22 protein-coding genes, 1 pseudogene and 1 riboswitch are annotated in these 26,574 nt (G+C 68.4%); of the genes and pseudogenes, 10 read left to right on the top strand and 13 right to left on the bottom strand.

The window, feature by feature from the left end:
• The first annotated feature begins 54 nt into the window (after positions 1-54).
• The gene (locus tag FHU39_RS12380; protein WP_221185253.1) at positions 55-1,359 is read left to right on the top strand and encodes a YhjD/YihY/BrkB family envelope integrity protein; all 1,305 of its coding nucleotides are present in this window, start codon (positions 55-57) and stop codon (positions 1,357-1,359) included.
• Here FHU39_RS12380 and metE read toward each other — a convergent pair.
• Positions 1,328-3,637 (bottom strand): 5-methyltetrahydropteroyltriglutamate--homocysteine S-methyltransferase, encoded by a 2,310-nt coding sequence (gene metE, locus FHU39_RS12375; protein WP_221185252.1) that lies wholly within the window; start codon positions 3,635-3,637, stop codon positions 1,328-1,330. The genes FHU39_RS12380 and metE overlap by 32 nt on opposite strands.
• 54 nt (positions 3,638-3,691) lie before the next feature.
• Positions 3,692-3,904, bottom strand: a riboswitch (cobalamin riboswitch).
• 131 nt (positions 3,905-4,035) lie between these two features.
• On the opposite strand from metE, the gene FHU39_RS12370 reads away from it, so the two are divergent.
• Positions 4,036-5,343 carry an MFS transporter gene (locus FHU39_RS12370; protein WP_183320655.1) on the top strand — a complete coding sequence of 436 codons (1,308 nt, stop codon included), beginning with the start codon at positions 4,036-4,038 and terminating at the stop codon, positions 5,341-5,343.
• A gap of 4 nt (positions 5,344-5,347) precedes the next feature.
• On the opposite strand, the gene FHU39_RS12365 is transcribed toward FHU39_RS12370, so the two are convergent.
• A complete protein-coding gene (locus FHU39_RS12365; RefSeq protein ID WP_183320654.1) occupies positions 5,348-6,157 on the bottom strand; it encodes an MBL fold metallo-hydrolase in 810 nt (269 codons plus the stop codon).
• Between the two features lie 34 nt (positions 6,158-6,191).
• Entirely contained in the window at positions 6,192-7,460 is a 1,269-nt protein-coding gene (locus tag FHU39_RS12360) for an MFS transporter (protein WP_183320653.1), read from the bottom strand.
• 164 nt (positions 7,461-7,624) lie between these two features.
• On the opposite strand from FHU39_RS12360, the gene FHU39_RS12355 reads away from it, so the two are divergent.
• A complete protein-coding gene (locus tag FHU39_RS12355) occupies positions 7,625-8,908 on the top strand; it encodes an MFS transporter (RefSeq protein ID WP_183320652.1) in 1,284 nt (427 codons plus the stop codon).
• A 4-nt stretch (positions 8,909-8,912) separates the two neighbouring features.
• Here the strand turns inward: FHU39_RS12355 and FHU39_RS12350 are convergent, their stop codons facing one another.
• The 3 genes from FHU39_RS12350 to FHU39_RS12340 are packed head-to-tail and all read right to left on the bottom strand — an operon-like array spanning position 8,913 to position 13,159.
• Positions 8,913-9,542 carry a Maf family nucleotide pyrophosphatase gene (locus FHU39_RS12350; RefSeq protein WP_183320651.1) on the bottom strand — a complete coding sequence of 210 codons (630 nt, stop codon included), beginning with the start codon at positions 9,540-9,542 and terminating at the stop codon, positions 8,913-8,915.
• A 46-nt stretch (positions 9,543-9,588) separates the two neighbouring features.
• On the bottom strand, positions 9,589-11,475 hold the full coding sequence (locus FHU39_RS12345; RefSeq protein WP_183320650.1) for a Na+/H+ antiporter: 1,887 nt from the start codon (positions 11,473-11,475) through the stop codon (positions 9,589-9,591).
• A gap of 25 nt (positions 11,476-11,500) precedes the next feature.
• Positions 11,501-13,159 carry a DUF885 domain-containing protein gene (locus FHU39_RS12340; protein WP_425484784.1) on the bottom strand — a complete coding sequence of 553 codons (1,659 nt, stop codon included), beginning with the start codon at positions 13,157-13,159 and terminating at the stop codon, positions 11,501-11,503.
• 329 nt (positions 13,160-13,488) lie between these two features.
• Between FHU39_RS12340 and FHU39_RS12335 the strand changes: the two genes are divergently transcribed.
• The 3 genes and pseudogenes from FHU39_RS12335 to FHU39_RS12325 all read left to right on the top strand — a co-directional run.
• The gene (locus tag FHU39_RS12335) at positions 13,489-14,202 is read left to right on the top strand and encodes an MOSC domain-containing protein (protein ID WP_343065847.1); all 714 of its coding nucleotides are present in this window, start codon (positions 13,489-13,491) and stop codon (positions 14,200-14,202) included.
• A 59-nt stretch (positions 14,203-14,261) separates the two neighbouring features.
• Positions 14,262-14,954, top strand: a complete 693-nt coding sequence (locus FHU39_RS12330; protein WP_183320649.1) for an HNH endonuclease family protein — start codon at positions 14,262-14,264, stop codon at positions 14,952-14,954.
• 606 nt (positions 14,955-15,560) lie between these two features.
• Positions 15,561-15,899, top strand: a pseudogene (locus FHU39_RS12325) (IS110 family transposase); the annotation flags it as partial.
• A 45-nt stretch (positions 15,900-15,944) separates the two neighbouring features.
• Here FHU39_RS12325 and FHU39_RS12320 read toward each other — a convergent pair.
• The 3 genes from FHU39_RS12320 to FHU39_RS12310 all read right to left on the bottom strand — a co-directional run bounded on the left by FHU39_RS12320 (position 15,945) and on the right by FHU39_RS12310 (position 19,380).
• A complete protein-coding gene (locus FHU39_RS12320; RefSeq protein WP_183320647.1) occupies positions 15,945-16,955 on the bottom strand; it encodes an IS3 family transposase in 1,011 nt (336 codons plus the stop codon).
• Between the two features lie 32 nt (positions 16,956-16,987).
• Positions 16,988-18,442, bottom strand: coding sequence for a group II intron reverse transcriptase/maturase (gene ltrA / locus FHU39_RS12315; protein WP_221185506.1), 1,455 nt, complete (start codon positions 18,440-18,442; stop codon positions 16,988-16,990).
• Positions 18,443-19,026: 584 nt separating this feature from the next.
• Positions 19,027-19,380 carry a transposase gene (locus tag FHU39_RS12310; protein ID WP_183318081.1) on the bottom strand — a complete coding sequence of 118 codons (354 nt, stop codon included), beginning with the start codon at positions 19,378-19,380 and terminating at the stop codon, positions 19,027-19,029.
• Positions 19,381-19,494: 114 nt separating this feature from the next.
• Here FHU39_RS12310 and FHU39_RS12305 point away from each other — a divergent pair, with 114 nt between their 5' ends.
• Positions 19,495-19,839: a hypothetical protein gene (locus FHU39_RS12305; RefSeq protein WP_221185250.1), complete on the top strand. Its 345-nt coding sequence runs from the start codon at positions 19,495-19,497 to the stop codon at positions 19,837-19,839.
• A gap of 17 nt (positions 19,840-19,856) precedes the next feature.
• Here the strand turns inward: FHU39_RS12305 and FHU39_RS12300 are convergent, their stop codons facing one another.
• Positions 19,857-20,276 carry a type II toxin-antitoxin system VapC family toxin gene (locus FHU39_RS12300; RefSeq protein ID WP_183320645.1) on the bottom strand — a complete coding sequence of 140 codons (420 nt, stop codon included), beginning with the start codon at positions 20,274-20,276 and terminating at the stop codon, positions 19,857-19,859.
• The gene (locus FHU39_RS12295; RefSeq protein ID WP_183320644.1) at positions 20,273-20,560 is read right to left on the bottom strand and encodes a type II toxin-antitoxin system Phd/YefM family antitoxin; all 288 of its coding nucleotides are present in this window, start codon (positions 20,558-20,560) and stop codon (positions 20,273-20,275) included. The genes FHU39_RS12300 and FHU39_RS12295 overlap by 4 nt, the downstream gene beginning before the upstream one ends.
• Before the next feature lie 152 nt (positions 20,561-20,712).
• Here FHU39_RS12295 and FHU39_RS12290 point away from each other — a divergent pair, with 152 nt between their 5' ends.
• Together FHU39_RS12290 and FHU39_RS12285 are read left to right on the top strand one after the other, a co-directional pair.
• Positions 20,713-21,579, top strand: a complete 867-nt coding sequence (locus FHU39_RS12290) for a universal stress protein (protein WP_183320643.1) — start codon at positions 20,713-20,715, stop codon at positions 21,577-21,579.
• A complete protein-coding gene (locus tag FHU39_RS12285; RefSeq protein ID WP_183320642.1) occupies positions 21,576-22,484 on the top strand; it encodes a universal stress protein in 909 nt (302 codons plus the stop codon). The genes FHU39_RS12290 and FHU39_RS12285 overlap by 4 nt, the downstream gene beginning before the upstream one ends.
• A gap of 14 nt (positions 22,485-22,498) precedes the next feature.
• Here the strand turns inward: FHU39_RS12285 and FHU39_RS12280 are convergent, their stop codons facing one another.
• A complete protein-coding gene (locus FHU39_RS12280) occupies positions 22,499-23,401 on the bottom strand; it encodes an alpha/beta fold hydrolase (RefSeq protein ID WP_183320641.1) in 903 nt (300 codons plus the stop codon).
• Positions 23,398-25,173: a flavin-containing monooxygenase gene (locus FHU39_RS12275; RefSeq protein ID WP_183320640.1), complete on the bottom strand. Its 1,776-nt coding sequence runs from the start codon at positions 25,171-25,173 to the stop codon at positions 23,398-23,400. The genes FHU39_RS12280 and FHU39_RS12275 overlap by 4 nt, the downstream gene beginning before the upstream one ends.
• 110 nt (positions 25,174-25,283) lie before the next feature.
• Here FHU39_RS12275 and FHU39_RS12270 point away from each other — a divergent pair, with 110 nt between their 5' ends.
• Positions 25,284-26,540, top strand: a complete 1,257-nt coding sequence (locus FHU39_RS12270) for a helix-turn-helix domain-containing protein (RefSeq protein ID WP_183320639.1) — start codon at positions 25,284-25,286, stop codon at positions 26,538-26,540.
• The last annotated feature ends 34 nt before the right edge of the window (positions 26,541-26,574 follow it).

Below are 26,574 nucleotides of genomic sequence, written 5' to 3'. Positions count from 1 at the left end.
CACGCCACACCGCGTGATTCCGAGGTTTTCATGGTGGGCAAGTACCGTGGAGGCGTGTCAGCGCACGCGGTGGTCGATCGGGCGCAGCGGAGGTTCCCGCCGCTGGGCTATCCCATCGCTGTCGTTTACAAGTTCATCGATGACATGGGCAACTACCTGGCAGCCCTGCTGGCCTTCTACGCGTTCGTCTCGCTGTTCCCGTTGCTGATCCTCGCCACGACCATCCTCGGGGTCGTCCTGAGCGGCAATCCCAGCCTGCAGCAGGATCTGATCACGTCGGCTCTCAACGAATTCCCGATCATCAGCGACCAGATCGCCTCGCCGAATGCCCTATCGGGCAGTTGGGTGTCCATCACGGTCAGCACGATCGTCGCCCTCTACGGTGCGTTGGGCAGTGCGCAGGCGTTCCAGTTCATCGCGAACAGCGTGTGGCACGTGCCGCGCAACTCGCGGCCCAACCCGTTCGCCGCCCGTGGGAAGTCGGTCGGCCTGATCGCGTTGCTCGGTACCGCGCTGCTCGCCACGATCGGTCTGACGCAGGTCATGCCACGGCTGGTGCACCTGGCGGGTCTGGCCGCGTTCGGTGTCGATGTGGGCACCCTCGGCATCGACGTCTTCGCGATCATGGTCGCCTACCACGTGGCCACCAATCGCTCGCTGCGGTGGCGGGACATCTGGCCGGGCGCGCTGTTCGCGGCGTTCATGTGGCAGGTGCTCCAGCGTTTCGGCGGGATCTACGTCGAGCACGTCGTGCAGCGCAACAAGGCCATGAACGGCACGCTCGCGGTGGTTCTCGGGCTGATGCTGTTCCTCTTCATCGCGGGCATGATCATCGTCATCAGCATGGAGATCAATGCCGTGTGGGTGCTGCACCTGTGGCCGCGAGCGCTCCTGACGCCGTTCACCGACAACGTCGAGCTGACCGACGCCGACGTCCGCGCCTACAGCGGACTCGCCAGGGCGACCCGGCTCAAGGGCTTCCAGCAGATCGACATCGGCTTCGAACGACCACCCGATCCACCGGGGGACGAACCGGCGCACGAGGAGGTCCAGCTGCCGCTCGACTTCGACGGCGCCGACGGCGCCGACGGCGCACCGGAGCCGGCACCGGCGCCGGGAACCCTGCGCGAGCAGGACGTCCCACCGCCGGTGACGGCCACCGAGCCGATGCCGACCCGGGCCTCACAGGACCCGCTGGAAGCTCACCGGCTCCCGGCCGTGCACGCCGCGGGCGCTCCGAAGAACGACGAGCGCACCATCCCGCTGGTGGGCCGCCACCCGACGGAGGCCGACGACGAGGACGACGACGTCGAGGACACCGCTCCGGTCATCCGCGGGCCGTGGTCGGCCGGGCGCTGAGCCCTTCCCGCACCTCGGCTGCCGCCGACACCACATTCGCGAGCGCGGCGCGCACCTCGTCCGGTCGCCGGGTCTTCAGCCCGCAGTCCGGGTTGACCCAGACCTGCTGGGCCGGCAGTGCGTCCACCGCCTTCTGCAGCAGCTCGCGCACCTCCTCGCTGGAAGGCACCCGCGGTGAGTGGATGTCGTAGACACCCGGGCCGACGCCCTTGGCGTAGCCCGATTCCTTCAGTTCGTCGGCGAGCGACATACCCGACCGGGTGGCCTCAAGGCTGATCACGTCCGCGTCCAGGTCGTCGATCGCCGCGAAGATGTCGCCGAAGTCCGCGTAGCACATGTGCGTGTGGACCTGCGTAGCATCGGTCACGGAACTCGTTGCCAGCCGGAAGGATTCGGTTGCCCACTCGAGGTATGCCGGCCGGTCGGACTCCCGCAGCGGCAGCGTCTCGCGCAGCGCCGGCTCGTCGACCTGGATGACCCGGCAGCCCGCGGCCTCGAGGTCGCTCACCTCGTCGCGCAGGGCGAGCGCGACCTGGCGCGCGGTGTCGCCCAGCGGCTGGTCGTCACGGACGAAGGACCAGGCGAGCATCGTCACCGGGCCGGTCAGCATGCCCTTGACGGGACGCTCGGTCATCGACTGCGCGGCCTGCCACCAGCGGACCGTCATCGGCTCGGGACGGGAGACGTCGCCGAAGATGATCGGCGGTCGCACACACCGGGTGCCGTACGACTGCACCCAGCCGTGGGTGGTCGCCAGGTAGCCGTCCAGCTGCTCGGCGAAGTACTGCACCATGTCGTTGCGTTCCGGCTCGCCGTGCACCAGCACGTCCAGGCCGAGCTGCTCCTGCAACTCGATGACCGCGGCGATCTCGTCCCGCATGGTCGCGTCGTAGGCCGCCTGGCCGATCTCGCCGCGGCGCAGTGCCGCCCGGGCCTTGCGCAGCGAGTCGGTCTGCGGGAACGAGCCGATCGTGGTCGTCGGCAGCAGCGGGAGGCCGAGCGCTTCCTGCTGCAGCGTCCGCCGCTCGTCGTACCCAGCGCCGCGGTGGGCGTCGGCGTCGGTGACGGCGGCCATCCGCGCGCGCACGGCGTCGTTGTAGGTGCGCGCCGATGCGCGTCGGGACGCGAGAGCGTTCCGGGCCGACTCGAGCGCCGGTGCGGCGGCCGTCTCGTCGGTGAGCGCCGTTGCGAGAGTGCGCACTTCGAGCACCTTCTCGCGGGCGAACGCGAGCCAGCTGCGCAGCTCGTCGTCGACGGCGGTCTCCTTGGCGGCGTCGAGCGGGACGTGTAGCAGCGAGCAGGAGGTGCCGACGACCAGGTCGTCGACGCGCTCGGCGAGCCGGCGCAGCGTGGTGAGCCGGTCGTCCAGGTCGGCGGCCCAGATGTTGCGGCCGTCGATCACCCCGGCGACCAGGCGCTTGCCGGCGAGTCCGTGCTCCAGGATCGCGGTCACGTTGTCGGGGACGGTGCAGTCGATCGCCAGGCCGTCCACCGGCGCGTCGGCGAGCACCTCGAACGCACCCTGCAGGGCGTCGAAGTAGCTGGCGACGACCAGCTGCGGGCGCTTCATCGCGGAGCCCAGCCGGCCCAGGGCGTGCCGCGCCGCCTCCAGCACGGTCGCCGGCTGATCGAGCACCAGTGCCGGCTCGTCGAGCTGCACCCACTGCGCTCCGGCCTCCTGCAACTGGTCGAGGATCTCGACATACACCTCGAGCAGCGGGTCGAGCAGCGTCAGCGGGTCGAAGTCGGCGGGTGCGTCCGGCGCAGGCTTGGCGAGCAACAGGAAGGTCAGGGGGCCGACGAGGACCGGTCGCGCGGGGTGGCCCGCCGCGGTGGCCTGCGCGAGGTGGGCGAGCTGCCGGGAGGCGTCCGCGGTGAACGTCGTCCCGGGCGACAGCTCCGGCACCAGGTAGTGGTAGTTGGTGTCGAACCACTTGGTCATCTCCAGCGGCGCGACCGTGTCGTTGCCGCGCGCCATTGCGAAGTAGACGTCCAGGTCGTTGTCGGCGGCGTCGCGGTAGCGCTGCGGGATCGCGCCGACCATGGTCGCAGCGTCGAGCACGTGGTCGTAGTAGGAGAAGTCGCCGGTCGGTACCTCGTCGATCCCGTTGTCGGCAAGGAGCTTCCACGCATCCGCGCGCAATGCTGCGGCGATGTCGTGCAGCTCGTCGGCGCTGGAACGGCCGGCCCAGTAGGCCTCGATGGCTCGCTTGAGTTCCCGCTTCGGGCCCTGGCGTGGCCAGCCGAGAACGGTCGTGGAAGTGGTGCTGTCGGTCATCGTCATACTCCTTCGCGACCCACCCGAGAGGTCACAGAATCGGCCGTGCCCGGGTTCGGGCTCGGGCGACAGGCAGGTCTTCGGACTCGTGAGCAGGCCGTCGAAAGGCGCCTACTGTCCGTCGCTTCCCGGCTGGTGGCCAGTGCGTGTGACGGAGGTCGTTCTCACATACCGCTGCGGGGCAGTCCCGGACTCGCACCGGGTTCCCTCTTGCGACGCGCACACCGATCACTCGGTATGACGCGAACCTGTCGCGAGCAGCAGCCTACTGATCCTCTGCCGGGCCGCGTGGGGCGGTTCGATCCGTGGTCTCCCCGACGCCGAGGACCTCGTCCAGCGGGGCACCGATGATGCGCAAATTCAGTTGTGAAAAATTGTGGCTGGAGGAGGCTGTTCCCATGACATCACCGGGGGACGCGATGTGCGACGAATTGCCGACCGACGCGAAACGCCCGGCTCTCTGGCGTAACAGGGACTTCCAGCTGTTGGTGGTCGGCAACACGCTCAACGGCATCGGTTCCCGGATGAGCGGGCTGGCGTTCCCGTTGCTCGCCCTGTGGATGACTCACAGTGCGGCGCTCGCCGGACTCGTCGGGGGAGCCGTGGTCGCGGGGCTCGTGGTCGCCGGGCTGCCCGCCGGGGCCTTCGTCGACCGCTGGAACCGACGGCAGGCGATGGTCTGGTCGGCGCTCGTCGCGGCGGCGGCCTACGCGACGGTCGTAGTGGCCTACGCCGCCGATCTGCTCACCATCGCCCACCTCGTGGTCGCCGGTGTGGTCGTCGGTGCCGCGGAGTCGGTGTTCGGCCCGGCGGACACGCTCGCCACCAAAGCGGTGGTGCCGGCACCGGACCTGAGCACCGCCATGTCGGCCGTCGAGGGCCGCCAGGGCGTGACCGGGCTGATCGGACCTCCGCTGGGCGGGTTGCTCTTCTCGGTCTCCCGCTCGCTCCCGGTGCTCGCCGACGTCGTCTCCTACGTGGTGTCCGCCGCCGCTGCACTGCTGGTCCGCACCCCGCTCCCGGCGCCGCGGCCCGAAGGTGGAGAGCACGAACCGCCTTTGCAGGCAATGCGATCCGGTCTGAAGTTCGTCTGGCGTCACGAGGTGCTGCGACCGGTGGTGGTCGTCGCGACCCTGCTCAACTTCGCGGTCAACGGGTTCCTGCTGGTGCTGATCGTCGTACTGCAGGAACGTGGTGTCCGACCCGTGGGTATCGGGCTGGCGGAGACCGCGATCGCGGTCGCGACGATCGTCGGCGCGCTGTTGTCCGCGATCGTACTGAAGAAGCTGGCCGCCGGGCGCGCGCTGATCGTCGGCACGGTGTTGCTCGGGACGTGCTTGGTGGCGTGTGCATTCGTGCACAGCTACCCGGTGCTGCTGGTGCTGCTCGCGGTCGGATTCCTGTTGATCCCGGCAGTCAACGCCGGCTTCATGACCTACGTCATGCTGATCACGCCGGAAGCGATGCAGGGCAGGGTGCAGAGCGCCCTGATGACCACGCTGATGGCGATGTCACCGCTCGCACCCGTCGTCGGCGGCCTGTTCGTGGAGTGGTGGAACGGCGAGGTGTCGCTCGTCGTGCTCGGCGGACTCGCCCTGCTGAGCGCGCTCGTGGTCGGGCTCGTCGGGCCGCTGCGTCGTATGCCGCTGCTGGCCGACGTGCCGCCGGTGGACCAGGGTCCCCAGCCCGACGCCGCCGCGGCGTGACGCCTCAGGTCAGGTGGTCGAAGTCCCCGCGGACCCACGCGGCGTGCCGCTGCGCCGAACGCTGCACCGCGGCAGCCGCGTCGGTCGGCACCGCGACACCGAAGTTGTTCCAGATCTCGTCGAACGCCAGCGGCTTCACCCGTTCCGCGATGCGCAGGACCACGTTGCCGGACAACGGGATCAGGTTGGGGTAGGAGCGCATGAAGCTGACCGTGCGGTGATCCGGGTTCGGCATGATCGTGTCACCGCTGAGCAGCGTGCCGCGTCCGTCCGCACCCGCCGACCAGTGCGCCACCGCACTGCCGGGGAAGTGCCCGCCGACGCGGTGCAGCGTGAGCCCGTCGGCCAGGTGCAACTCATCGGTCCATTCGGTGATCGCCGCACCACGCAGGCCCAGCCACTGCGTGTCCGCGGCGTTGACGTAGACCGGTGCGTCGTCGAACGCCGCCGACCACTGCAACTGCACCCCGAACATGTGCGGGTGGCTCGCCGCGATCCACCGGATCCCGCCGCGCTCGGCCACCGCGGCGACGGCCTCCTCGTCGAGGAAACCCGGTGGGTCCCACAGCAGGTTGCCCTCCGGTGTCTGCACCAGCAGCCCGGTCTGCCCGATGCCGACCTCGGTCCGCAGGCCGGTCAGTCCCGGTCGCAGGTCGAGCACCTCGACCCGGTTGCCGTCGGCGGCCAGCTTCGCCAGATCGGTCCAGAGCTGGCCCCCGACCGGCAGGTACTGTCGTTCGTCGGCGCAGATCGGGCAGTCGCGATCGGCCGCGGCCTCGTCATACTCCACCGCACAGGTGGCACAGGTGATCATGGGTACCATCCTGTGACCTCGAGCGCGCTCGAAGTCAAGCGGTGGACTCGGCGACCACGCTCGTATCGCGTGTGCCGAAGTGGATTCCCTTCTGTTCCTTGCCGAACAGCGTCAGGATGATGACCACGATGAATACCGGGATGATCGTCGCGGACAGCGCGAACGGGTAACCGTGCGACGACGCGAGCGACTCCTGGATCGGCAGGTTGAACGCGGCGAGACAGTTGCCGAGTTGATAGGTGACACCCGGATAGAACCCGCGGATCTCGTCGGGTGACATCTCGGTGAGGTGCGCTGGTATGACGCCCCACGCACCCTGCACCATCACCTGCATCAGGAACGAGCCGAGGATGACCATGCCCAGCGACGTCGAGTAGGCGAACAGCGGCACGATCGGCAGGCCGAGCACGGAGCACAGGATGATGATGGTCTTGCGTCCGTACCGCTCCGACAGGGCGCCGGCGATCGCACCACCGATGATCGCCCCGATGTTGTAGACCACCGCGATCCAGGTCGCCGTGGACTTGGCGAAGCCGAGGGCGTGGTCCGTCGTCTCCTTCAGGAAGGTCGGGTAGACGTCCTGGGTGCCGTGGCTCATCCAGTTGAACGCGGTCATCAGCAACACCAGGAAGATGAAGCGCTTCCAGATCGTCGGGTTCTTGACGATGTCGGCGACGCTCGTCGTCGTCTGCCGGAAACGCTGCTGGCTCTCCCGCCATACCTCCGACTCCTCGACACGCGAGCGGATGATCAGCGAGATCAGCGCGGGCACGATCGACAGCGCGAACATCCAGCGCCAGTTGAGGCCCCACCAGGTGTTGACGACCAGGAACGCGAGCGACGCCATCAGGTAGCCCATCGAGTAGCCGCCCTGCAGGACACCGGAGAAGAAGCCCCGCCGGTTCGTCGGGATCTTCTCCATCGCCAGCGCCGCGCCCAGGCCCCATTCGCCGCCCATCCCGATGCCGTAGAGCATGCGCAGCACCATCAGTACCCAGAAGTTCGGGGCGAACGCGCACAGGAACCCGATCACCGAGTAGAACGACACGTCGACCATCAGGGGGATGCGCCGTCCGGCCCGGTCCGCCCAGAGCCCGAAGATGAACGCACCGACCGGTCGCATGATCAGCGTCATCGTCGTGATCAGCGACATCTCGGTCAGCGACTTGCCGAAGTCCTTGGCGATCTGCGCATAGATGAGCACCACCAGGAAGTAGTCGAAGGCGTCCATTGCCCAGCCGAGGTAGGCGGCGGCGAACGCGTTGCGCTGGTCCGAGGTGAGCTTGGTGCGGGGAGATGTCATCGACATGGTGCTCCTTCAACGCAAGCAGTCATTCACGGTCAGTGCGGACGCTACTGGCGCACGGGGGCTCGTGGGGCTGTGGTGACGGTCGAGATCGCGCTGTGACCAAACCATTACCTTCCGCTGGCACAACTGCCGTCCGCAGGATGGCAGGGTGGAGCGTCGTGACAGTGCACGAGAGGGGGCGCGCGACGGTGTGGACCGACGACGCGGCGCGCCTCCCCCTGCGCAGGAACAGGGACTACGCCTACCTCATCGCGGGCGGTGCGGTGTCCAGCCTCGGCAGCCGGATGAGCAGCATCGCCTTCCCGCTGATCACGCTGGCAGCGACGGGTAGCCCGCTCGCGGTCGGCCTGGTCGCCGGTGCGACGACGATGGCCCTGGTGCTGATCGGGCTGCCGGCCGGCGCACTGGTCGACCGGTGGGACCGGCGACGCACCATGATCGCCGCCGCTGCGCTCGGGGCGGTCTCCTATCTCACCGTCGCGATCGCCGCCTTCGCCGACCGGATCACCGTGCCGCACCTGATGATCGCCGCAGCGTGCGGTGGGGTCGCCAACGGCTTCTACAGTCCCGCCGAGCAGGTTGCGGTGCGTCACGTGGTGCGCAGGAAGGACATTCCGCGCGCAGCCGTCAACAATCAGGTGCGGTCGGCGACCGCCGGCCTGGCGGGACCGCCGATCGGGGGCTTCCTCTTCGGGATCGCGCGTGGCCTGCCGATGGTCGCCGACGTGATCAGCTACCTGGTCGCGATCGTGTGTGCGTCGCGTGTGCGCACGCCACTCCCGGGCGCAGCAGCGGAGGACCGTGAGGCGCTGGTGCCGTCGATCCGCACCGGCCTGCGTTTCCTGTTCGGTGACGACCTGCTGCGGACCATCACCCTGTTGTCGATCTTCCTCAACTTCGTGGGCACCGGGCTGGTCGTGTCGGTGACCATCACGATGCAGCAGCGAGGTACCGACACCACCTGGATCGGTGCGGTCTCGAGCTCGATGGCGCTGTCCATGCTGGTCGCGTCGCTGCTGTCGGCGCGCATCCTGCAGCGCCTCAGCGTGGGGGTGCTGATGCTGCTCACCCCGGTGATCGGTGCCATCGCGTTCGCCGGTATGGCGTTCGTGGAGGCGCCGATCCTGCTCATGCTGCTGATGGCGTGTGCGACCTTCCTCCTTGCGCCGTGCAACGCGGCGGTGGTCGCGGTGCTCACCGCGAAGACCCCTGCTGATCGGCTCGGCCGGGTGCTGAGCGCCGACAACGTGCTGTCGCTCGTGCTGACAGCGCTCGCGCCGGCGGTGATGGGCCTACTCATCGGGACGATCGGTGGCAGGGAGGCGATGGAGATCTTCGCCGGGCTGCTGGTCGTGTCCGGTCTGCTGGTGCTCGGCTTCCCGCGACTGATGCGGATCTCGGCGGTCAGCAACGCCCCCGGCGGTGCCGCCGAGACCCTGTGAGGCGTCAGCCGCGCACCTGGTCGAAGGTCACCCCGACCTCGCCGAACATGTCCCGCAGCACCGGCAGGCTGAGCCCCACGACGTTGTGATGGTCGCCCTCGATGCGCCGCACGTAGGGGCCGCCGAGGCCGTCGATCGTGAAGGCACCGGCGACCCGCAGCGGTTCGCCGGTGGCGACATACGCCGCGATCTCGGCGTCGGACAGGTCGGCGAAGTGCACGACCGTGGACGCGACCACCCCGAAGGTAGCGCCCGTCGACTCCTCCCGGGCGTCGATCAGCCAGTGACCGGTGTGCAGCGTGCCCGACCGGCCGCGCATCCGCTGCCAGCGGGTCGTCGCCTCGGCGGCGTCGGCCGGCTTGCCGAACGTCTCACCGCCGAACTCCAGCACCGAATCGCAGCCGAGGACGAGCGCATCGGCATCGGTTGCCGCGGCGACGTCCTCGCACTTGGACCGGGCGAGCAGCAGAGCGACCTCGTCACTGGCGAGCGTGCCACCGATGCCCTCCTCGGCCCGCGCGATGGCCGCCGGTTCGTCCACGTCGGACACCATCACCTCGGGTTCGACGCCGGCGGAGCGGAGCGTCGTGAGGCGGGCGGGGGAGGCGGAGGCCAGGATCAGCGCGACGGTCACGACGGGCGAGTCTACCCAGGGACCAGGGCTCGCCCGGACCGAGCATTCAGCCCAGGACACCGTCCACGAAGCACCAGCGCCAGCCCTCGCCGGGCTCGAAGGACCGCATGACCGGGTGACCGGTCTCCTCGTGGTGTCCGGTCGCGTGCTTGCCGATCGAGGAGTCGCAGCAGCCGACGTGACCGCACGTCATACACAGCCGCAGGTGGACCCAGACCGTGCCGTCCCGGAGGCATTCGGCGCAGCCGTCCGGTGTCTGCGGGTCGATGGTGAACGGCGCGTTGGCGAGGTGGTCGCAGCCGAACTGCCGCTCCTCGGGTGTGAGCAGCAGGCGCTCGCTGAGCTCGCGGTCCTGGGCGTCGGCGCGGGCGATCATCGACTCCTCGACGTCCAGCAGCTGCATCGCTTCCTGCAGCACCTCGTGGTCCATGACGCCCTTGTCCCGCAGCTTGATGACCTTGTCCCGCTCGGCCCGCAACATCGCCGAACGCAGCCGCCGGTAGGCGTCGGAGGGGGTTTCGGCGACGTCGTCGCTGCGGCCGAGCCGCTCCCACGCCAGGTTCGCCCGGCGTGCGCTCTGGTTGCGCAGCGTGTCCAGGACCTGCTCGGGGACCTCGACCTCGCTGTCGTCAAGCTCCTGCTCCAGGCGACGGTTGCCCGCGGTGATCGCCGCCTGCATCAGCTGGGCGGTCTGCAGCGCGTCCTCGCGCGGGTCCGGGCCGTGCAGGTCGAGTCGCCGCGCGACGGTTCCCAGCGTGAAGCCTTGAATGACGAGGGTGCCGACGGTGACCACCAGGGCGATGAAGATCATCGCCTCCCGCTCGGGGGTGTCGCGGGGGAGCAGTGACGCGGCGGCCAGGGTGACCACGCCGCGCATGCCGGCCCACGACGCGATCATCGTCTCCCGGCCGGTCAGCGAGCTGTGGGTCCAGCCGCGCCATCGGCCGACGATGTCGATGAGCAGGAACCAGACCGGTCGCAGCAGCATCGCGGTGAGCAGCACGAGGACGGCGATCGCGACGGTGCGCCCGGTGCCGCTGTCCGAGGCGCGCACACCGTCGACGATGGTGCGCGTCTGCAGGCCGATCAGCAGGAAGACCATGTTCTCCAGCAGGAAGGTCATCGACGCCCAGTTGAGGCGTTCGGCGACACGGGACTGGGCGGTCTGGATGACGGGTGCCGCGTGCCCGGACGCGACGCCGCAGACGACCGCGGCGATGACACCGGAGGCGTGTGCCTCCTCGGCCGGCAGGTACGCGACCCACGGGCTGAGGAAGCTGATCGCCACGACGGTGACGGTGTCGGTGACGTGTCGCCATACCCACCGCACGATGAGGTAGGCGACGAAACCGATGGCGGCGCCGCCGATCGAGGCCCAGAGGAAGTCTCGCCCGGCGGTGAGGATCGTCGCCGCCCCGGCGCCGCCGGCGATGAGCCCCTTGGCGGTGTTGACGGTGACAAGTGCGGTCGCGTCGTTGAAGAGCGACTCGCCCTCCAGCAGGTTGACGACCTTGCGCGGGAGCCCGATGCGGCGCGCGACGGCGGTCGCGGCCACCGCGTCGGGCGGCGCCACCACGCCGCCGAGCGCCACGGCCGCCGCGAAAGGTATGTCGAGCAGCTTCCACACCACCAGGGCGACCCCGAACGCGGTGAACAGCACCAGCAGGACCGACAGCCGCAGGATCTGCTGCTTCTCCCGGCGCAGGTCGATCAGCGAGGTGTTGGTCGCGGCGGAGAAGAGCAGCGGCGGCAGGAAGCCGAGCAGGATGATCTCGGGGTCGACCTCGAACGGGTACGGCATGAACGGCAGGAAGGACACCACGGCGCCGACGGCCACCAGAACCAGCGGCGCGGACAGCCGCACCTGACGCGCGATGGTCGCAACGGCGACCACCGCGGCGGTCAGCAGGAGGATCGGCAGGGCGATGTGCACGCCGCCATCCTTGCAGGAGCGCGGTTTACAACGTGCCGAGCACCGCGCCGCGCAGCGTGTCGAGCCCGACCGACCCGATGTCGAGCGCGCGGCGGTGGAACGCCTTCAGGTCGAAGTCGGCGCCCTCGCGCTCGCGGACCTCGTCGCGCAGCTGCATCCAGATGCGCTCGCCGATCTTGTACGACGGTGCCTGGCCCGGCCAGCCGAGGTAGCGGTCCAGCTCGAAACGCAGGAAGCCCTCGGCCATGTCGCAGTGCGCGTTCAGGAACGACCACGCCTTGTCGTAGGTCCACTCGCCGCCGCCGAGCTCCGCGGGAGCCTCGAAGCCGCAGTGCACGCCGATGTCCAGCACGACCCGGGCGGCACGCAGCGACTGGCCGTCGAGCATGCCGAGCTTGTTGCCCGGGTCCTCCAGGAAGCCGAGATCGTCCATCAGACGCTCGGCATACAGCGCCCAACCCTCTCCGTGGCCGGAGCACCAGACACCGAGGCGGCGCCAGGTGTTCAGCAGGCCGGAGCGGAAGATCGTCTGGCCGTTCTGCAGGTGATGTCCGGGGACACCTTCGTGGTAGACGGTGGTGAGCTCGCGCCAGGTGCTGAACTCATCGACGCCCTTGGGCACCGACCACCACATGCGGCCCGGTCGGGAGAAGTCCTCGCTCGGCGACGTGTAGTAGATGCCGCCGGATTGGGTTGGGGCGATGCAACATTCGATGGTGCGAGCCGGCACGGGGATGTCGAACTGGGTGTCGGTGAGTGCGGCGATCGCCTCGTCCGCCTTGCCCTGCATCCAGCGTTGCAGGGCGTCGGTGCCGTGCAGGATGTATGCCGGGTCGGAGTCCAGGGCGGCCATCGCTTCCTTCACCGAGGCGCCCGGCTTGATCTGCTCGGCGATCTGCTGCATCTGCGCGGTGATCCGGGCGAGTTCCTCCTGACCCCACGCGTAGGTCTCCTCCAGATCCACGGTGGAGCCCAGGAAGTAGCGCGAGTGGAGGGTGTAGGCGTCCCTGCCGCACGCGTCGGACTCCGGTGCCAGCGACAGGAACTCGGCGCTCAGCCGCTCGCCCGCCCGGGCGTAGGCCGTCGCGGCGATGTCGATGTCGTCGGCGATCTCGGGGTGTTGCCGCTTCAGGTCCGCGAAGTAGCCGTCGTCTGCGGTGTGGTCCTTGGTCTGCTGGATGCACGCTCGCACCTGGCGGACCGGGCTGACGATGCCCTTGTCCGCTGCCACGTGCAGTGACTCGAACCACTGGTCGAGCGCCTGCGGGATCGCGCGCATCCGTCGGCCGACCGTCGCGATCTGGTCGGAGGTGTCGGCGGGCATCAGGTCGAAGGTGTCCCGAACGTCCTGCAACGGGGACGCGATCACGTTGAGAGCGGCGTGCTGCAGGAAGGCGTCGTAGGTTTCCACCTCGAGGCCGAGCCGTTCACGCATCGCGTCGACGGTGACCTTGTCGACGTCGTCCTGCACGGTCGCGTCGTCCAGCGCGGCAAGGGTTTCGCGGAGCAACGTGTTGCGCTCGGCCAGGCCGGCAGGGGAGAAGTCGTCGAGTTCGTCCTGCCGCTCGCTGGAGCCGATGTAGGTGCCCCACATCGGGGACAGGTCGATCGACTTCTCGTGGAAGGTCTCGGCGATCGAGTCGACGGAGGTCGGGGTGCGGTTGAGATCATCAGTCACAGTCAGCACGCTAGCCGGGCGGAAAGCGCGTTGCACCGTGATTGTTCGTCCGGGGACAATCGGCGTGTGGTCTTCGAGCGCAGACGGTTGAGCGGTGGGGGAAGAGTTCGGTGAGTAGCGGAGGAGCGCAGCGGGGGAGTGAGGTACAGCGTTCGGTGAGTAGTGGAGGAGCGCAGCGGGGGAGTGAGGTACAGCGTTCGGTGAGTAGTGGAGGAGCGCAGCGGGGGAGTGAGGTACAGCGTTCGGTGAGTAGTGGAGGAGCGCAGCGGGGGAGCGAGGTACAGCGATCGGTGAGTAGCGGAGGAGCGCAGCGGGGGAGTGAGGTACAGCGTTCGGTGAGTAGTGGAGGAGCGCAGCGGGGGAGCGTATCGAAGCGATCGGACGGTCCCGGACTGGTCCTGTCCACGAACGTCGGTCGCGCACGACGCAATTCGGCGAAGTCGACGCCGACCGGCATCCACAAGAAGCCCGTCGCGGAGATCCGGGTGCGAGCGCCGGGTCCCAAGCACGGCGGTCTCGGTAGCGGCGTGATCGGTGACTTCATCGGCGACCGTCGTCACCACGGCGGGGACGACCAGGCCGTCTACGCCGTGGCACGTGAGCAATTGGACTGGTGGGGCGATTGCCTCGGCCGCGATCTGGAGAACGGCATGTTCGGCGAGAACCTCACCACGACCGGCATCGACGTGGACAACGCGGTCATCGGCACCCGGTGGACGGTGGGCGCCGCGGTGCTGGAGGTGACCGGGCCGCGCATCCCGTGCGGCACGTTCCGGATGCACATGGCCGAACGCGGCTGGCTGAAGAAGTATGTCGCGCACGGTCTTTCGGGCGCATACCTGCGGGTTGTGACGCCCGGCGTCATACAACCGGGCGATGCGGTGCAGGTCGGCGACGCCCCTGCCCACGGGGTGACGGTGCCGACGGCGTTCCGGGCCTTCTACGACGACGTCCCCGCGATGCGGACGGTCGTGGACGCCGGTGTGCTGAACCCTGCCGAGCACGAGGAGATGGTGGTCCGGCTGCACAAGGCCATCACCGTCTCTTGACCAGTCGTTGACCGGGAGATCACCCGGCCGTTGCCTATCCGCGCGTAGCGTCGAACGGCATGAGATATCGCTTCCTGACAGCATTTTCGGCCGGAGCAATCGCCCTCGGTATGGCGACCGCGGCACCCGCGCAGGCCTCCGAGATCGGGACGGTCTCGGGAACGGTGGCGGCGGCGCAACTCAAGCTCGGCCTGACCGGAACCTCCGCCGATGCGAAGGCGGATCTGACCGAATTGACTGTCAAACCGCAGGATTCGATGAGCGGTTACGACCGTGACCTCTTCCCGCACTGGCGTGACGCATCGACCTGGGGCTGGCCGGTCGAGCCGAACAACTCATGCAACGCACGCAATGCGGCGCTCTACCGGGACGGCGAGAACGTCACCATGTCGTCCACCTGCACCAACCTCCAGGGGACGTGGATCGACCCGTACGGTGACGGGGAGTACGACAGCGCCTCCGACATCGACATCGATCACGTCGTCCCGCTCGGCGATGCCTGGGCGACCGGCGCCGACTCCTGGGACACGACGAAACGCACCACGTACGCGAACGATCCGCTCGTGCTCGTCTCCTCCGACGACTCGCTGAACCAGTCCAAGGGTGATCGTGACCCTTCCGAGTGGAAGCCGCCGAACACCGACGCCTACTGCCTCTACGCGACGCGATGGGTGCTGATCAAGGACAAGTACGACCTGTGGGTCACCAGCACGGAGAAGACCGCGCTGAACAGCATGCTCGCGACCTGCTGACCCGCTTGCACGCCGCGGTGGCCCAGTAGCCGACCCGACACGCCGGTCGAGGTGCCCCCCACGCGCTGGCGACCCGGCTATTTTGCGCTGGCCGAGTAGGCGAGCCCGCAAGGGCGAGCCGTATCGAGGTCCGCGCCACCCCGCGGTGGCCGAGTGGGCGAGCCCGCGATATTGTGCTGGCCGAGTAGGCGAGCCCGCAAGGGCGAGCCGTATCGAGGTCCGCGCCCCCCACGCGCTGGCCGAGTGGGCGCGCCCCGTCATATCGCGCTGGCCGAGTAGGCGAGCCCGTAAGGGCGAGCCGTATCGAGCAGCGCGGGCCGCTTCGCTTAGCCCACCGTGGGTGGGGAAGATTTCTGGTGGCGTTGTCTCGCCTTTGGTGCGTGGCCGGAGGAAACTTAGGGGTGTGTGTCACGGTCACACGCCGAGGGACACTAGCGCCATTGTGAGCCTGGTATCGAGCATGGTGGTGGAAGGCTCCACGGGGACCGTGGATTGTTGCTACGAGCACGCGTTACAGACTTCGCTGTATTTCCTGTCTTCCCCGTGACATGCACCCGGTGTCCCCGGTCCCGGGGATGGTGGTCGGTGGTGGTCAGGAGGCCTGTGATGGACGTGGTGCACGCGCGGTGCGCGGGGATCGATATCGCGAAGAAGGGCGCGAAAGTGTGTGTGCGGGTCCAGGGTTCGCGACGTCACAAGACCCGGTATGAGGTGACGGACTGGGGTTCGATGACTGATGACATCCTCGGGCTACGCCAGTACCTGATCGATGAGCAGGTTACCGGGGTGTTGATGGAATCGACCGGGGACTACTGGAAACCGTTCTATTACGTGTTGGAGGATGCCGGGTTCGACCTGATCTTGGCCAATGCCCGTCACGTGAAGAACATCCCGGGCCGTAAAAGTGATGTCAACGACGCGACCTGGCTGGCGGACCTGTGCGCACTGTCAAGTCCCGGGTTTGGTTGAGGCTCAGCGGGTTTGATTTTCTTATGCTGCGGTGGTCGCGTGTTGCGTCCAGTACGCTGCTTCGACCTCGACCGGAGGTTGATAGTTGAGCATGGAGTGGATCCGGTGGTGGTTGAACCAAGCAACCCAGTCCGCGGTCGCGGTCTCGACGTCGTCGATGCCGTCCCAGGGGCCGTCGAGGTGGATCAGTTCGGCCTTGTACAAGGAGTTCAGCGCTTCGGCCATCGCGTTGTCGTAGGAGTCCCCACGGGACCCGACGGACGCGACCGCGTCGGCCTCCTCCAGCCGGTGGGCGTACCGCAACGCCCGGTACTGCACGCCCCGATCACTGTGGTGCACAAGGCCGTTGACGTCATGCCCGTCACGGCGACGGGCGAACAGGCCCATGTTCAACGCGTCCAACGCCAGGTCGGTGTACATCCGGGTGGAGGCCTGCCAGCCCACGATCATCCGGGAGAACACGTCCAGCACGAACGCGACGTACACCCAGCCGGCGTCGGTGCGCACGTAGGTGATGTCCGCGACCCACAATTTGTTCGGGGCGGCCGCGACGAACTGCCGATCGACCAGGTCCTTGGGCCGGCCGGTCTCTGGTGCCGGGCGCGTGGTGCGAGGGAACTTTCCCCGTACCGTGCCGCGGATACCCAGCTGCTTGCACAGTCGCTCCACGGTGCACCGGGCCACGTCGATCCCGTCGCGGTTCAGCTGCGCGTGGATCTTGCGGATCCCGTAGACCCGCATCCGCCGGTCGGCGTGGATGCGCATGATCTCCTCCTTCAACTCGGCATCGCGGCGGGCGCGTGCCGAGGGCGGTCGCTTTTTGTGGGCGTAGTACGTGCCGGGGGCGATCTTGACGTCCAGTTCGGCGGAAAGGACGCGGCAGATCGGTTCGACACCCCAGCGGTGCCGGTGCTCGTCGATGAACGCGACGACTACCTGGATGGGCGGTCGGTGAAAGTCGGCCCGGGGCGCGGTGTCCGCCGCAGGGGCGGATTCCGTTTCCCCGGGCCGCTTCCCGAACCCGGCGTGCACCTTTCAATGCACCGGGCTCTCCACAGGTCTGCTCAGGCAGCCTGCCCCTGGGCCGGTTGTGGCCAGGGGCTGGGGATGAGTGTTCCGCGGTATCGGTACCAGTTCGTGCGGACCTTGGCCGGGTCGTACAAGACGACCCGGTCGTCCGCGGGCCACCACCTGCCGCCGCAGTACCGGCGGCGTAGGTCCTTCCACGTGGCGTGACGGTGCTTGCGCCGCATCCAGTTCCACACCCGCGACCACACGACGTGGTTGAGGTAGGAAAACACGCGCGACGACACCCCGTGCCGGAAGTAGCCGCACCAGCCACGGACCGCGTTGTTCACGCGTCGCAGCAGCTCGGCCAGTGGTTGGCTCGTGCCGACCTGCCGGGACAGCGACTTGACCTTCCTGGTCACGCGCCGCACCGCAGCGCGTGAGGGGTAGGTGTAGACGTAGTACCGGCTGGTTCCCCTCTTACGGTGGCGTTGAAGATGCCACCCCAGGAAGTCCAGTCCCTCATCGATGTGGGTGATCAACGTCTTGTCCGGCGAGAGCCGTAACCCGATCGTTGCCAGCACGACGGCGATCTGCTCGCGAAGAACAGCCGCGTCCTGCCGAGTGCCTTTGACCATCAGACACCAGTCATCGGCGTACCGGACCAACCGCACCGACGGCAGCCCGTGACGGCGACGCCGGTGTCGCTGGTCCTTACTGGCGCGCGGCCCGCCCGGGTGAGCCGCGATGTGCTCATCCAGCACGGACAACGCGATGTTCGCCAACAACGGTGACAGCACTCCACCCTGCGGGGTACCCGCGGTGGTCTCTTCAAAGGCCCTGGCCTCATCCATCAGCCCGGCCTTCAAGAACGCCCGCACCAGCGCGATCACGCGCTTGTCCTTGACGCGACGACGCACCAGCCCCAACAAGGCCGTGTGGTCGATCTCGTCAAAGCACGCCTTGATGTCTCCTTCCAGCACCCACTGGTAACAGCGTGGGCGGCTGGCCAGGTAACGCACCTCGGCGACCGCGTCATGCGCGCGGCGGTTCGGGCGGAAACCGTACGAGCACGGCAGGAAGTCCGCCTCGAAGATCGGCTCCAACACCAGCTTGACCGACGCCTGCACCACCCGGTCCGCGATGGTCGGGATCCCCAACCGTCGCTTCCCACCGGACGGCTTCGGAAGCATCCGCTGCCGCACCGGTAAGGCCCGAAACGTCCCGTCACGCAACGCCGCCCGAAGATCGGCCAGGAACACGTCCACACCGATCCCGTCCGCAACACTGACGGCAGTTCGTCCGTCGACCCCGGCAGTACGTGCGCCGGTATTTCCCGCGACCCGATCCCACGCCACCAAAAGGAACGCCGGATCGGCAACGAGGTTGAACACGTCACGAAACCGCTGATCACGATCCCGCAGCGCCCAACCATGCAGTTTGGTCTGAATCTTCAGTACCCGCTGCTGCGCCGTGAACAGCGCAGCTTCCAGTTCGTCGGTATTCACCATCGACACCCGCCCATGTGGGACGGGAACCTCCTGATCTTCCAGTGACACAACCTGCTCGACCTGCTGGCCCGCTTCGCCCTGTGCCCGGCTTTCCCGGACTCCTACGGCGGGTCGTCACGCCCGCGACTACTACCAGGCCTCCGCCCCACCCCGCGGCGCACCGGTGGTGACCGACCCGAGCCCGGACAACGGGCTCTCGCACCACGGGGTGGTTCCCACGTTCACCATGTCTCGATCAGCCAGTCCGGCACCCAGCTCTACCCCGGCAGCATCGCTGCGGCTACGCCGTAGCCCTTCACCGCAGCCTTCCCACCGTCAGAGCTACACGGCTTCGAAGTCACCCACCGGTCACCACACGGTGCCCGATGAGCGTGCGCTGCGCACCGGCCCAGATCTACCAGGTTCGAGCCGGCTTCGCGATTACGGGGCGTCAACCACTGGTTCGCTCTCGCTGTACCCTCTGACCTCGCCTCACAGGCCCGCACCGTCTGGCAGTACCGGCACGCCCTGCGCTTGTCGGGGCCGCTTGCCACCCGGCGCGAGTCACCACCCGCACCAGGCTGCCCCCAGGCTTCACCAAGCTGCTACGACAACCCGGCGGAGACGGTCTCCCACCGCCTCTCGATAACACGGCGCCTCGTGGCGCACAACTCCGCCGCGAAGAAAGCCGCGGCCGACTTCAGGATCTCGTTACTCCGACGTAGTTCCCGGTTCTCCTTCTCCAGCAACCGGATCCGCGCCTCGGAGTCTTCCGGCTCGACCGGTAGATCCGCCGCTTCGGCCTTCCGGACCCACATCCGCAACGCCTCCTTGTGCACCCCGAGCTGCTCGGCGACCCGAGCGATCGCGCCAGTACGCGTATCGGGGTCACGACGGGCCTCCACGGCTAACCGGGTCGCACGCTCACGAAGCTCCAGCGGATACTTCACATTCGCCATGATCGATGGGATTCCTTCCAGGAAATCTGGCTTCCCCTCAATCAAACCAAGGACGATTCAAGCACCACGATCGGCGGGCTCACCGCGGCCAGCAGGCCACCGGCACCACCAGGCATGCCACCACCCACCGACTCCCACCCCGAACACACCCTGATGACCATCATCTGGGACCACAACCTGTCCCAACGCGACCAAGAACTCCAACGACACCAACAGGACAAGCAAGACCGCGAGAAACGCCGACACGAACCGGGCACCGACACCAACACCAACACCAACACCGACCATCAACCAGGCACCGACCCGACACCAGACGACTGGACATCCGACGACTGGACATCCGACGACTGGGAAACCGACGACGGCGACGAAGACACCCTGGATGCGTTCGACGAGGTTGGCGGCGAAGACCTGCCCGACGGGGACGGCGATCCCGGCCGCCCGGAAACCGACGAATAGCAGCGCAGTTCGCTGCGCTAGAGGTCGCTCGGATAGGTGATGTCAACCTCGCCGATCGTTTTGGGGAAGTCCTTCTGGTTGTTGGTCAGGAAGCGGTCGGCTCCGGCTGCGACCGCAGTCGCCAGGTGCGTGGCGTCGGCGGCGCGCAGACCATACGCGATAGCGAAGTGCAGCGCGAGCCGCGCCGTCTGATCATCGAGCGGCAACAACTGCAAGCGGCTCAACAAGCTCATCAACGCGAGCGTCTCGTCGGAGGCCGGATCATCTCGCATCGGCTTGGCCAGCACTTCGGTGAGTAGCAGAACCGAGCCCGTGCCGACCATCTCGTCCTCGGCGGCGCGCGTGAACAGTGCCGCAACCCGCGCGCCCAGTGCGTGCCTGCGTTGCGCCGCGTAGATCAGCACGTCAGCATCGAACGCAATCGCGGGAACGGTCATCGGCCGGCGCGGTCACGCCGGACCGACGCGAGCAGATCCTCGGCGCGCTTCGAGCTGATCACCGGCGGGCGGATCGGCTCGGCCCGCGCCTCTGCCAGCAGCTCACCGATGCGATCCGCCTCATCCCATGCGGCACCGGCCCGCCGCCTCCGCAGCACGTCCGGGTGCACGAGCACGGCAACCACCCTCCCGTGCCGGGTGATCGCAACCTCGTCACCGGCTTCGACCCTGTCCAACTGTTTCGGGAGAGTCTGCCGGGCCTCGCTGGCGCTGACCGTCGTCATACACGAATTGTACGCTCTTGTACAACCGTGAGCGGTGGGTTGTGTCCTAGGTCCAATGGTGACGGAAGTGACCGAACCACAAGGCCTTTGGTCCCTACCCAACCAACCGGCACCGGCGCACGCTGAAATCATCCGCAGGCGAAAGGAGCGAGATGATGGACGCCATCGTGCCCATGGGAGCAGTGCTGGTCGGCCTCGACGCATCGGCGGGGAGCGCGAAGGCACTGGAATGGGCGGCAGCCGAGGCTCGCCGCCGCAAATGGCCGCTCCACCTGATGCACGTCCTCGACGTCTCGCACCGGACGTGGCCGACCTACTCGATGACCCGCCAGGTGCACGAGCCCGTCATCAACAATGCCCTCGCGCACCTGGTCCGGTCCGGCGAAAAACTGAAGGTGACGTGGTCCGAGCCGACCGGCGACCCGGCCACGACGTTGGCGTCCGCGGCACGAGGATGCCGCCTGGTGGTCGTCGGATCCCGCGGACGCAGCGCCGCCGCAGACGCCTTCCTGGGCTCGACGACCAACCGGTTGATCGCCCAGACCCGGTGCCCGGTCGCGGTGCTGCGGGCCGACACCAACCTGACGACAGGGACGTCGGTCGTCGCGGGGCTGGAATACGGCCGGCCGTTCGTACGAGTGCTGGAGACGGCCTTCGAGCAGGCAGGCACCCGCCACCTCGACCTGACCATCGTGCTGCACCGGGTCCCGAACGACGAGGCACAACACCGCGAAAACGACCGGCTCGCAAGGAGTATGGCGGACGTCGCGCGCAGCCACCCACAACTGCGGGTCACCACCCACACGGTGCGGGACGGCGCGATCGAGGAACTGCGCCGCTACGCGACCGACCCGGCGCTCGTCGTGGTGGGATCCCTGGGCCACGGGGAGTTCGGCGGTGCCGTGCTGGGTTCGGTGCATCAGGGCGTGCTCCGGTCCGCAACCTGCCCGGTGCTCGTCGTGCGGGACGGGCGCAAGGCGTTCGTCGCCTCGCCGCCGCAGGCCGCGGCAGGCGCATGATGTTTACCGATGTCCCGCGCAACGCGATCGTCGCCGGTGTCGACGGCTCACCGGAGAGCTGGCACGCGCTGCGGTGGGCAGCGGACCGTGCGGATGCCACCGCACAGCCGCTGCACATCCTGCACGCGAAAGGGATTGCGCCCATCGGGTGGGGCCGGACCGTGCAGGACGCTTCCATCGACAACGTCTGCGAACAGGCCCTGGGCGTGGTCGCACACCACGCGTCGCTGCGGGTCAGCTGGTCGCAACCGAGGCAGCCGGCCGTGAGCGCGCTCCTCGAGGCGTCGACGAGAGCCGCGCAGCTCGTCATCGGCACCAGAGGTGCCGGCGCGGTGCGAGGTGCTGTCCTCGGGTCGGTCACGACCGAGCTGGCCGCGACCGCCGACTGCCCCGTCACGGTCGTGCGGGCAGCGCTGACCGACCGGCAGCGTGTCGGGCCGGTCGTGGTCGGTGTCGACGACCGCCCCGACGGAGCCGCGGCACTGCAGTTCGCCTTCGCGGAGGCCGAACGGCGCCATGTCACGCTCCGCGCGACGTTGTGCTGGCGGCCCGACAAATGGCGCTTCACCCAGGGCGTGCCGATGACCGTGATGAACACGCTCGCCGCGCGACGGCACCAACTCGACGTACTGCGGCGTGCCCTCGCAGCACCCGCGGCACAACACCCCCACGTGTATGTCGAAACCGTCCTCGCAACCGCACCCGCGACCGCAGCGCTGACCGAAAGCAGCGCCGACGCCTCGCTGCTCGTCGTCGGAACGCGCGGCCGCCACGGGATGGGCGGTCTGCTGCTGGGGTCGGTCAGCCAGGGCGTGATGCGTCGAGCGCACTGCCCGGTGGCGATCGTGCGCCCGCTACCGGCCGAGGCGCTGCCGGCCGGTCGGAACCGGCAGATGACTGTCTGAGCCCACCCCGCGAGTCAGACGTGCGGCGACGGACGCGCGGCCCGCAGGTGGGCCGAGATCCGCTCGAGCAGCGGCTCCACGAGCGCCGGCGCGAAGTGGTGGCCCATGCCCTCGACGCTGACGAACTCGGCGCCCGCGATCGTGTCGGCAGTCGCCCGCCCACCACTCGGATGCACGATCAGGTCCCGGTCGCCGTGGATCACCAGGGTCGGCGCAGTGATCGCCGACACCGCCTTGCTCCGGTCTCCCGACGCCTGAATCGCCTGGATCTGCCGGGCGATTCCCGCGGCCCCGGCAACCCCGCGACGCTCCCACGCGGTGGTCGCCACCGCGGTCTCGACCACCGGATCGATCGGATAGCGCCGACCGGCCAGATGCGCGGTGAACTCCAGGTGACGCGCGATGAACTCGGACTTCCCGCGCGGTGGACGCTTGGCGATCTTCAGCTTCGTCGACCAGGCAACACCACCCACGCCGGGTGCACCGGTCGTCGAATACATCGACGTGAGCGTGAGCACCCGCTCCGGGTGGTGCGCCGCGATCGTCTGCGCGATCATCCCGCCCATCGACTGCCCGATGAGGTGCGCCCGCTCGACACCCAGGTGGTCCAGCAGCCCGACACTGTCCTGCGCCATGTCCTCCAGCGTGTACGCGTCCGGCCTTGCACGGCCGCGCAACTGATGCAGCAACGAGGGTGGTCTCGTGGACATCGGCGTCGACCTCCCGATGTCCCGGTTGTCGTGCTGGATTACCCGGAACCCGTACGCGACAAGGCCGTCGACGAACTCCTGCGGCCAGATCGTCAGGTCCTGCGACATACCGGAGATCAACAGCACGGGTATGCCGCCGTCGTCGCCGGTCACCCGGTAGCACACCCGGATCCCGTGCGGCAGCTGCGCGAAGCGGTCGTGGGTCATGCGGGCACCTCGACAGGCTCGGCGACCGCGGTGGGCTCGGGCACCTCGACAGGCGCGGCGGCCGTGGTGGGGTCGGGCACCTCGACAGGCTCGGCGGCCGTGGTGGGGTCGGCGGCCGTGGTGGGGTCGGGCACCTCGACAGGCTCGGCGACCGTGGTGGGGTCGGGCACCTCGACAGGCTCGGTGGCCGTGGTGGGGTTGGCGGCCGTGGTGGGGTCGGGCACCTCGACAGGCTCGGCGACCGCGGGCACCTCGACAGGCTCGGCGGCCGCGGTGGGGTCGGCGGCCGCGGTGGGGTCGGCGGCCGCGGAGGTGAAGTGCAGGTACTCGTCGTACACCGACCCGTTCCGCAGCAACCGCACGTCATCGGCGAACCCGGTCGACGTCTGCCACTGTTCGCGGTCGCCCTGCCGCGGCATCTCGTCGATCGAGCGCTGGATGTAGCCCGCGGCGAAATCCAGCACCGGCCTGGTCGGCATCGCCGGGTCGGCCTCGGCTCGCACCGTGTCGTACGCGTAGGTGTCCATGTAGCGCAGCAGCCGGGTGAAGTACTCGCAGAGCAGGCCGACCTTCAACGTCCACGACGCGTTCGTGTAACCAATGGACAGAGCGAGATTCGGCACTCCGGACAGCATCAGCCCGCGATAGACGACGGTGTCCGGGAAGTGCACCGGCGCACCGTCGACGGTCATCGGGATGCCGCCGAAGAGCCGCAGGTTCAGCCCGGTCTCCGTCACGATGATGTCGGCCTCCAACTCCTGCCCGGACGCCAACCGGATGCCGTTCGGTGTGAACGTCTCGATCCGGTCCGTGACGACGTCGGCCTTCCCGGACCGGATCGTCTTGAACAGGTCACCGTCCGGCACCACACACAGCCGCTGGTCCCACGGGTTGTACGGCGGGTTGAAGTGCGTGTCGACGTCATACCCCTCCGGCAGCGCCTTCACCTGCGCCTTGCGCAGCAGGGCGCGCGTCTGATCGGGGAAGCGACGCGCCAGCCGCCACGTCCAGTGCTGCACCGTGATGTTCTTGCGGCGGGTCAGCCGGTAGCCGCGCTCCTCACCGAACGTGCGACGCAGCGCCTGCGCGATCTTGTCCTCACGGGGGAGCGCCGTCACGAACGTCGGCGTCCGCTGCAGCATCGTCACGTGTGCCGCAGCCGATGGTCCGCTGGTCATCGCCGGGATCAGCGTGACCGCCGTCGCGCCGCTGCCGATCACCACGACCTTCTTGCCCGCATAGTCCAGGTCCTCCGGCCAGTGCTGCGGGTGCACGATCGTGCCCTCGAAGTCGTCGCGGCCGGGGAAGACGGGTGTGTAGCCCTCGTCGTAGTTGTAGTAGCCGGTGCCGGCGAAGACCCAGCGCGCCCGGAACGTCCGCGCACCCTCCGGCGTCTCCGCCTCGACGGTCCACAGCGCCTCCGCGGAGTCCCAGGAAGCGCCGATCACCCTGTGGTTGAAGCGGATCAGCTCATCGAGGTCGTTCTCGGTGGCGGTCTCGCGCAGGTAACCCAGGATCTTCGAACCGTCGGCGATCGCATCCTTGTCCCGCCACGGCTTGAACTCGTAACCGAAGGTGTGCAGGTCGGAGTCGGACCGGATGCCGGGGTAGCGGAACAGGTCCCACGTGCCCCCGGACGCCTCGCGGCCCTCCAGGATGGCGAACGTCTTGTCCGGGCAGTGGGTCCGCAGGTAGCGCCCCGCGCCGATGCCGGAGATGCCGGCACCGATGATGAGCACGTCGAGCTGGTCGGCGGTGGTGATGCTGGTCATGCGAGGACTCCTGAACGAGGGGCGATGGAGGTATGACGCCAAGCCTGGTCGCCATACCGCACCGCAAACAGGGACAAACTGCCCCCGCGGCTGCCGTACGCTGATGCACTGTGCACACCAACCAGCTGCCGCCGCTGAGCCCGCGGGTCCGCGAGCTCTTCCGGCAGGGAGCCCGCGAGGCACTCAACTTCTCCGAGGAGGACCTCGCGGTGCTGCACGAGGCGACCCTGGCGGGCTACCACTCCGACCGGTCGGTCATCGACCCGACACTCAGCGATGCGGCGCGAATCGTCAACGTACAGAACCTACGTCGCTGGGCCGCGTCCAACATCAGCGACCCCGGCGAACGTGTCACGCCGCAGCTGAGCCACGAGGCGATCACCCTGTCCCGTGACCTGGTCCGGCGCGGCCTGGACAGCCGCGCCCTCGACTCCTACCGCACCTCGCAGAGCGCGGCGTGGCGGCTGTGGATGCGGATCTGCTTCACCCTGACCTCCGACGCCGACGAACTGCAGGAGCTGCTGAACGCCTCGGCGCTGTCCATCTCGTCCTTCCTGGACGACACGGTCGACGCGCTGACCGAGCTGATCCAGGCCGACATCGCCGAGCTCACCAGCGGCACCAATGCCGAGCGGATGGCGACCCTGACCCTCGTCCTGGAGGGCGCCCCGATAACCCGGTCGCAGGCCGAGCTGCGTCTGCACTACCGGCTGACCGGCGAACACACCGCGCTCGTGCTCTGGTCGGAGTCCGACGAGGAGGGCCGCACCGACCTGGGCGACGTCGCCGGCCGGCTGGAGGCCGTCGCCGACGCGATCATGCAGGCCAGCGACTGCACCCGCCGGCTCACCCTTGTCGCCGGCGCCCAGTCGCTGTGGGTCTGGCTGCCGACCGCCGACGTTCGCACCGACGCTACCGTCACCGCGGCGCTCGAAGCAGCGCCCGGGGTCCAGGTCGCGATCGGCCGGAACGGTCTGGGACTGGAGGGTTTCCGCCGCAGCCACCTGGACGCGGCCGAGGCGCAGCGCCTGCTCTCCCGGCTGGACTCCAGCCGCCGGATCGCCCGGTACGACGAGGTCCAGCTGGTCGCGCTGCTGACCGGAGACCTGACCAAGGCGGACGAGTTCGTCGCCGACACCCTCGGCGCGCTGGTCAGCGCGGATCCCGACATTCGGGACACCGTCTCGGCATACATCCGGGAGCAGTTCAACGCCTCCCGCACCGCCATCCGGCTCTACACGCACCGCAACACGGTGCTGCGGCGGCTCGAGCGCGCCGACCAGCTGATGCCGCGCCCGCTCGCCGACAACGTCACCAATGTCGCCGCGGCACTGGAGGTGCTGCGCGTGCGACCGAACCTGCGCTGAGAGCCACCCTCACCGGCGGCCGAGGTCGTAGTGT

This window comes from Flexivirga oryzae, from assembly GCF_014190805.1.
GTDB classification, from domain to species: Bacteria; Actinomycetota; Actinomycetes; order Actinomycetales; family Dermatophilaceae; genus Flexivirga; species Flexivirga oryzae.
Note: the sequence above shows the minus strand (reverse complement) of the source record. Positions and strands in the feature narration are given on the sequence as shown.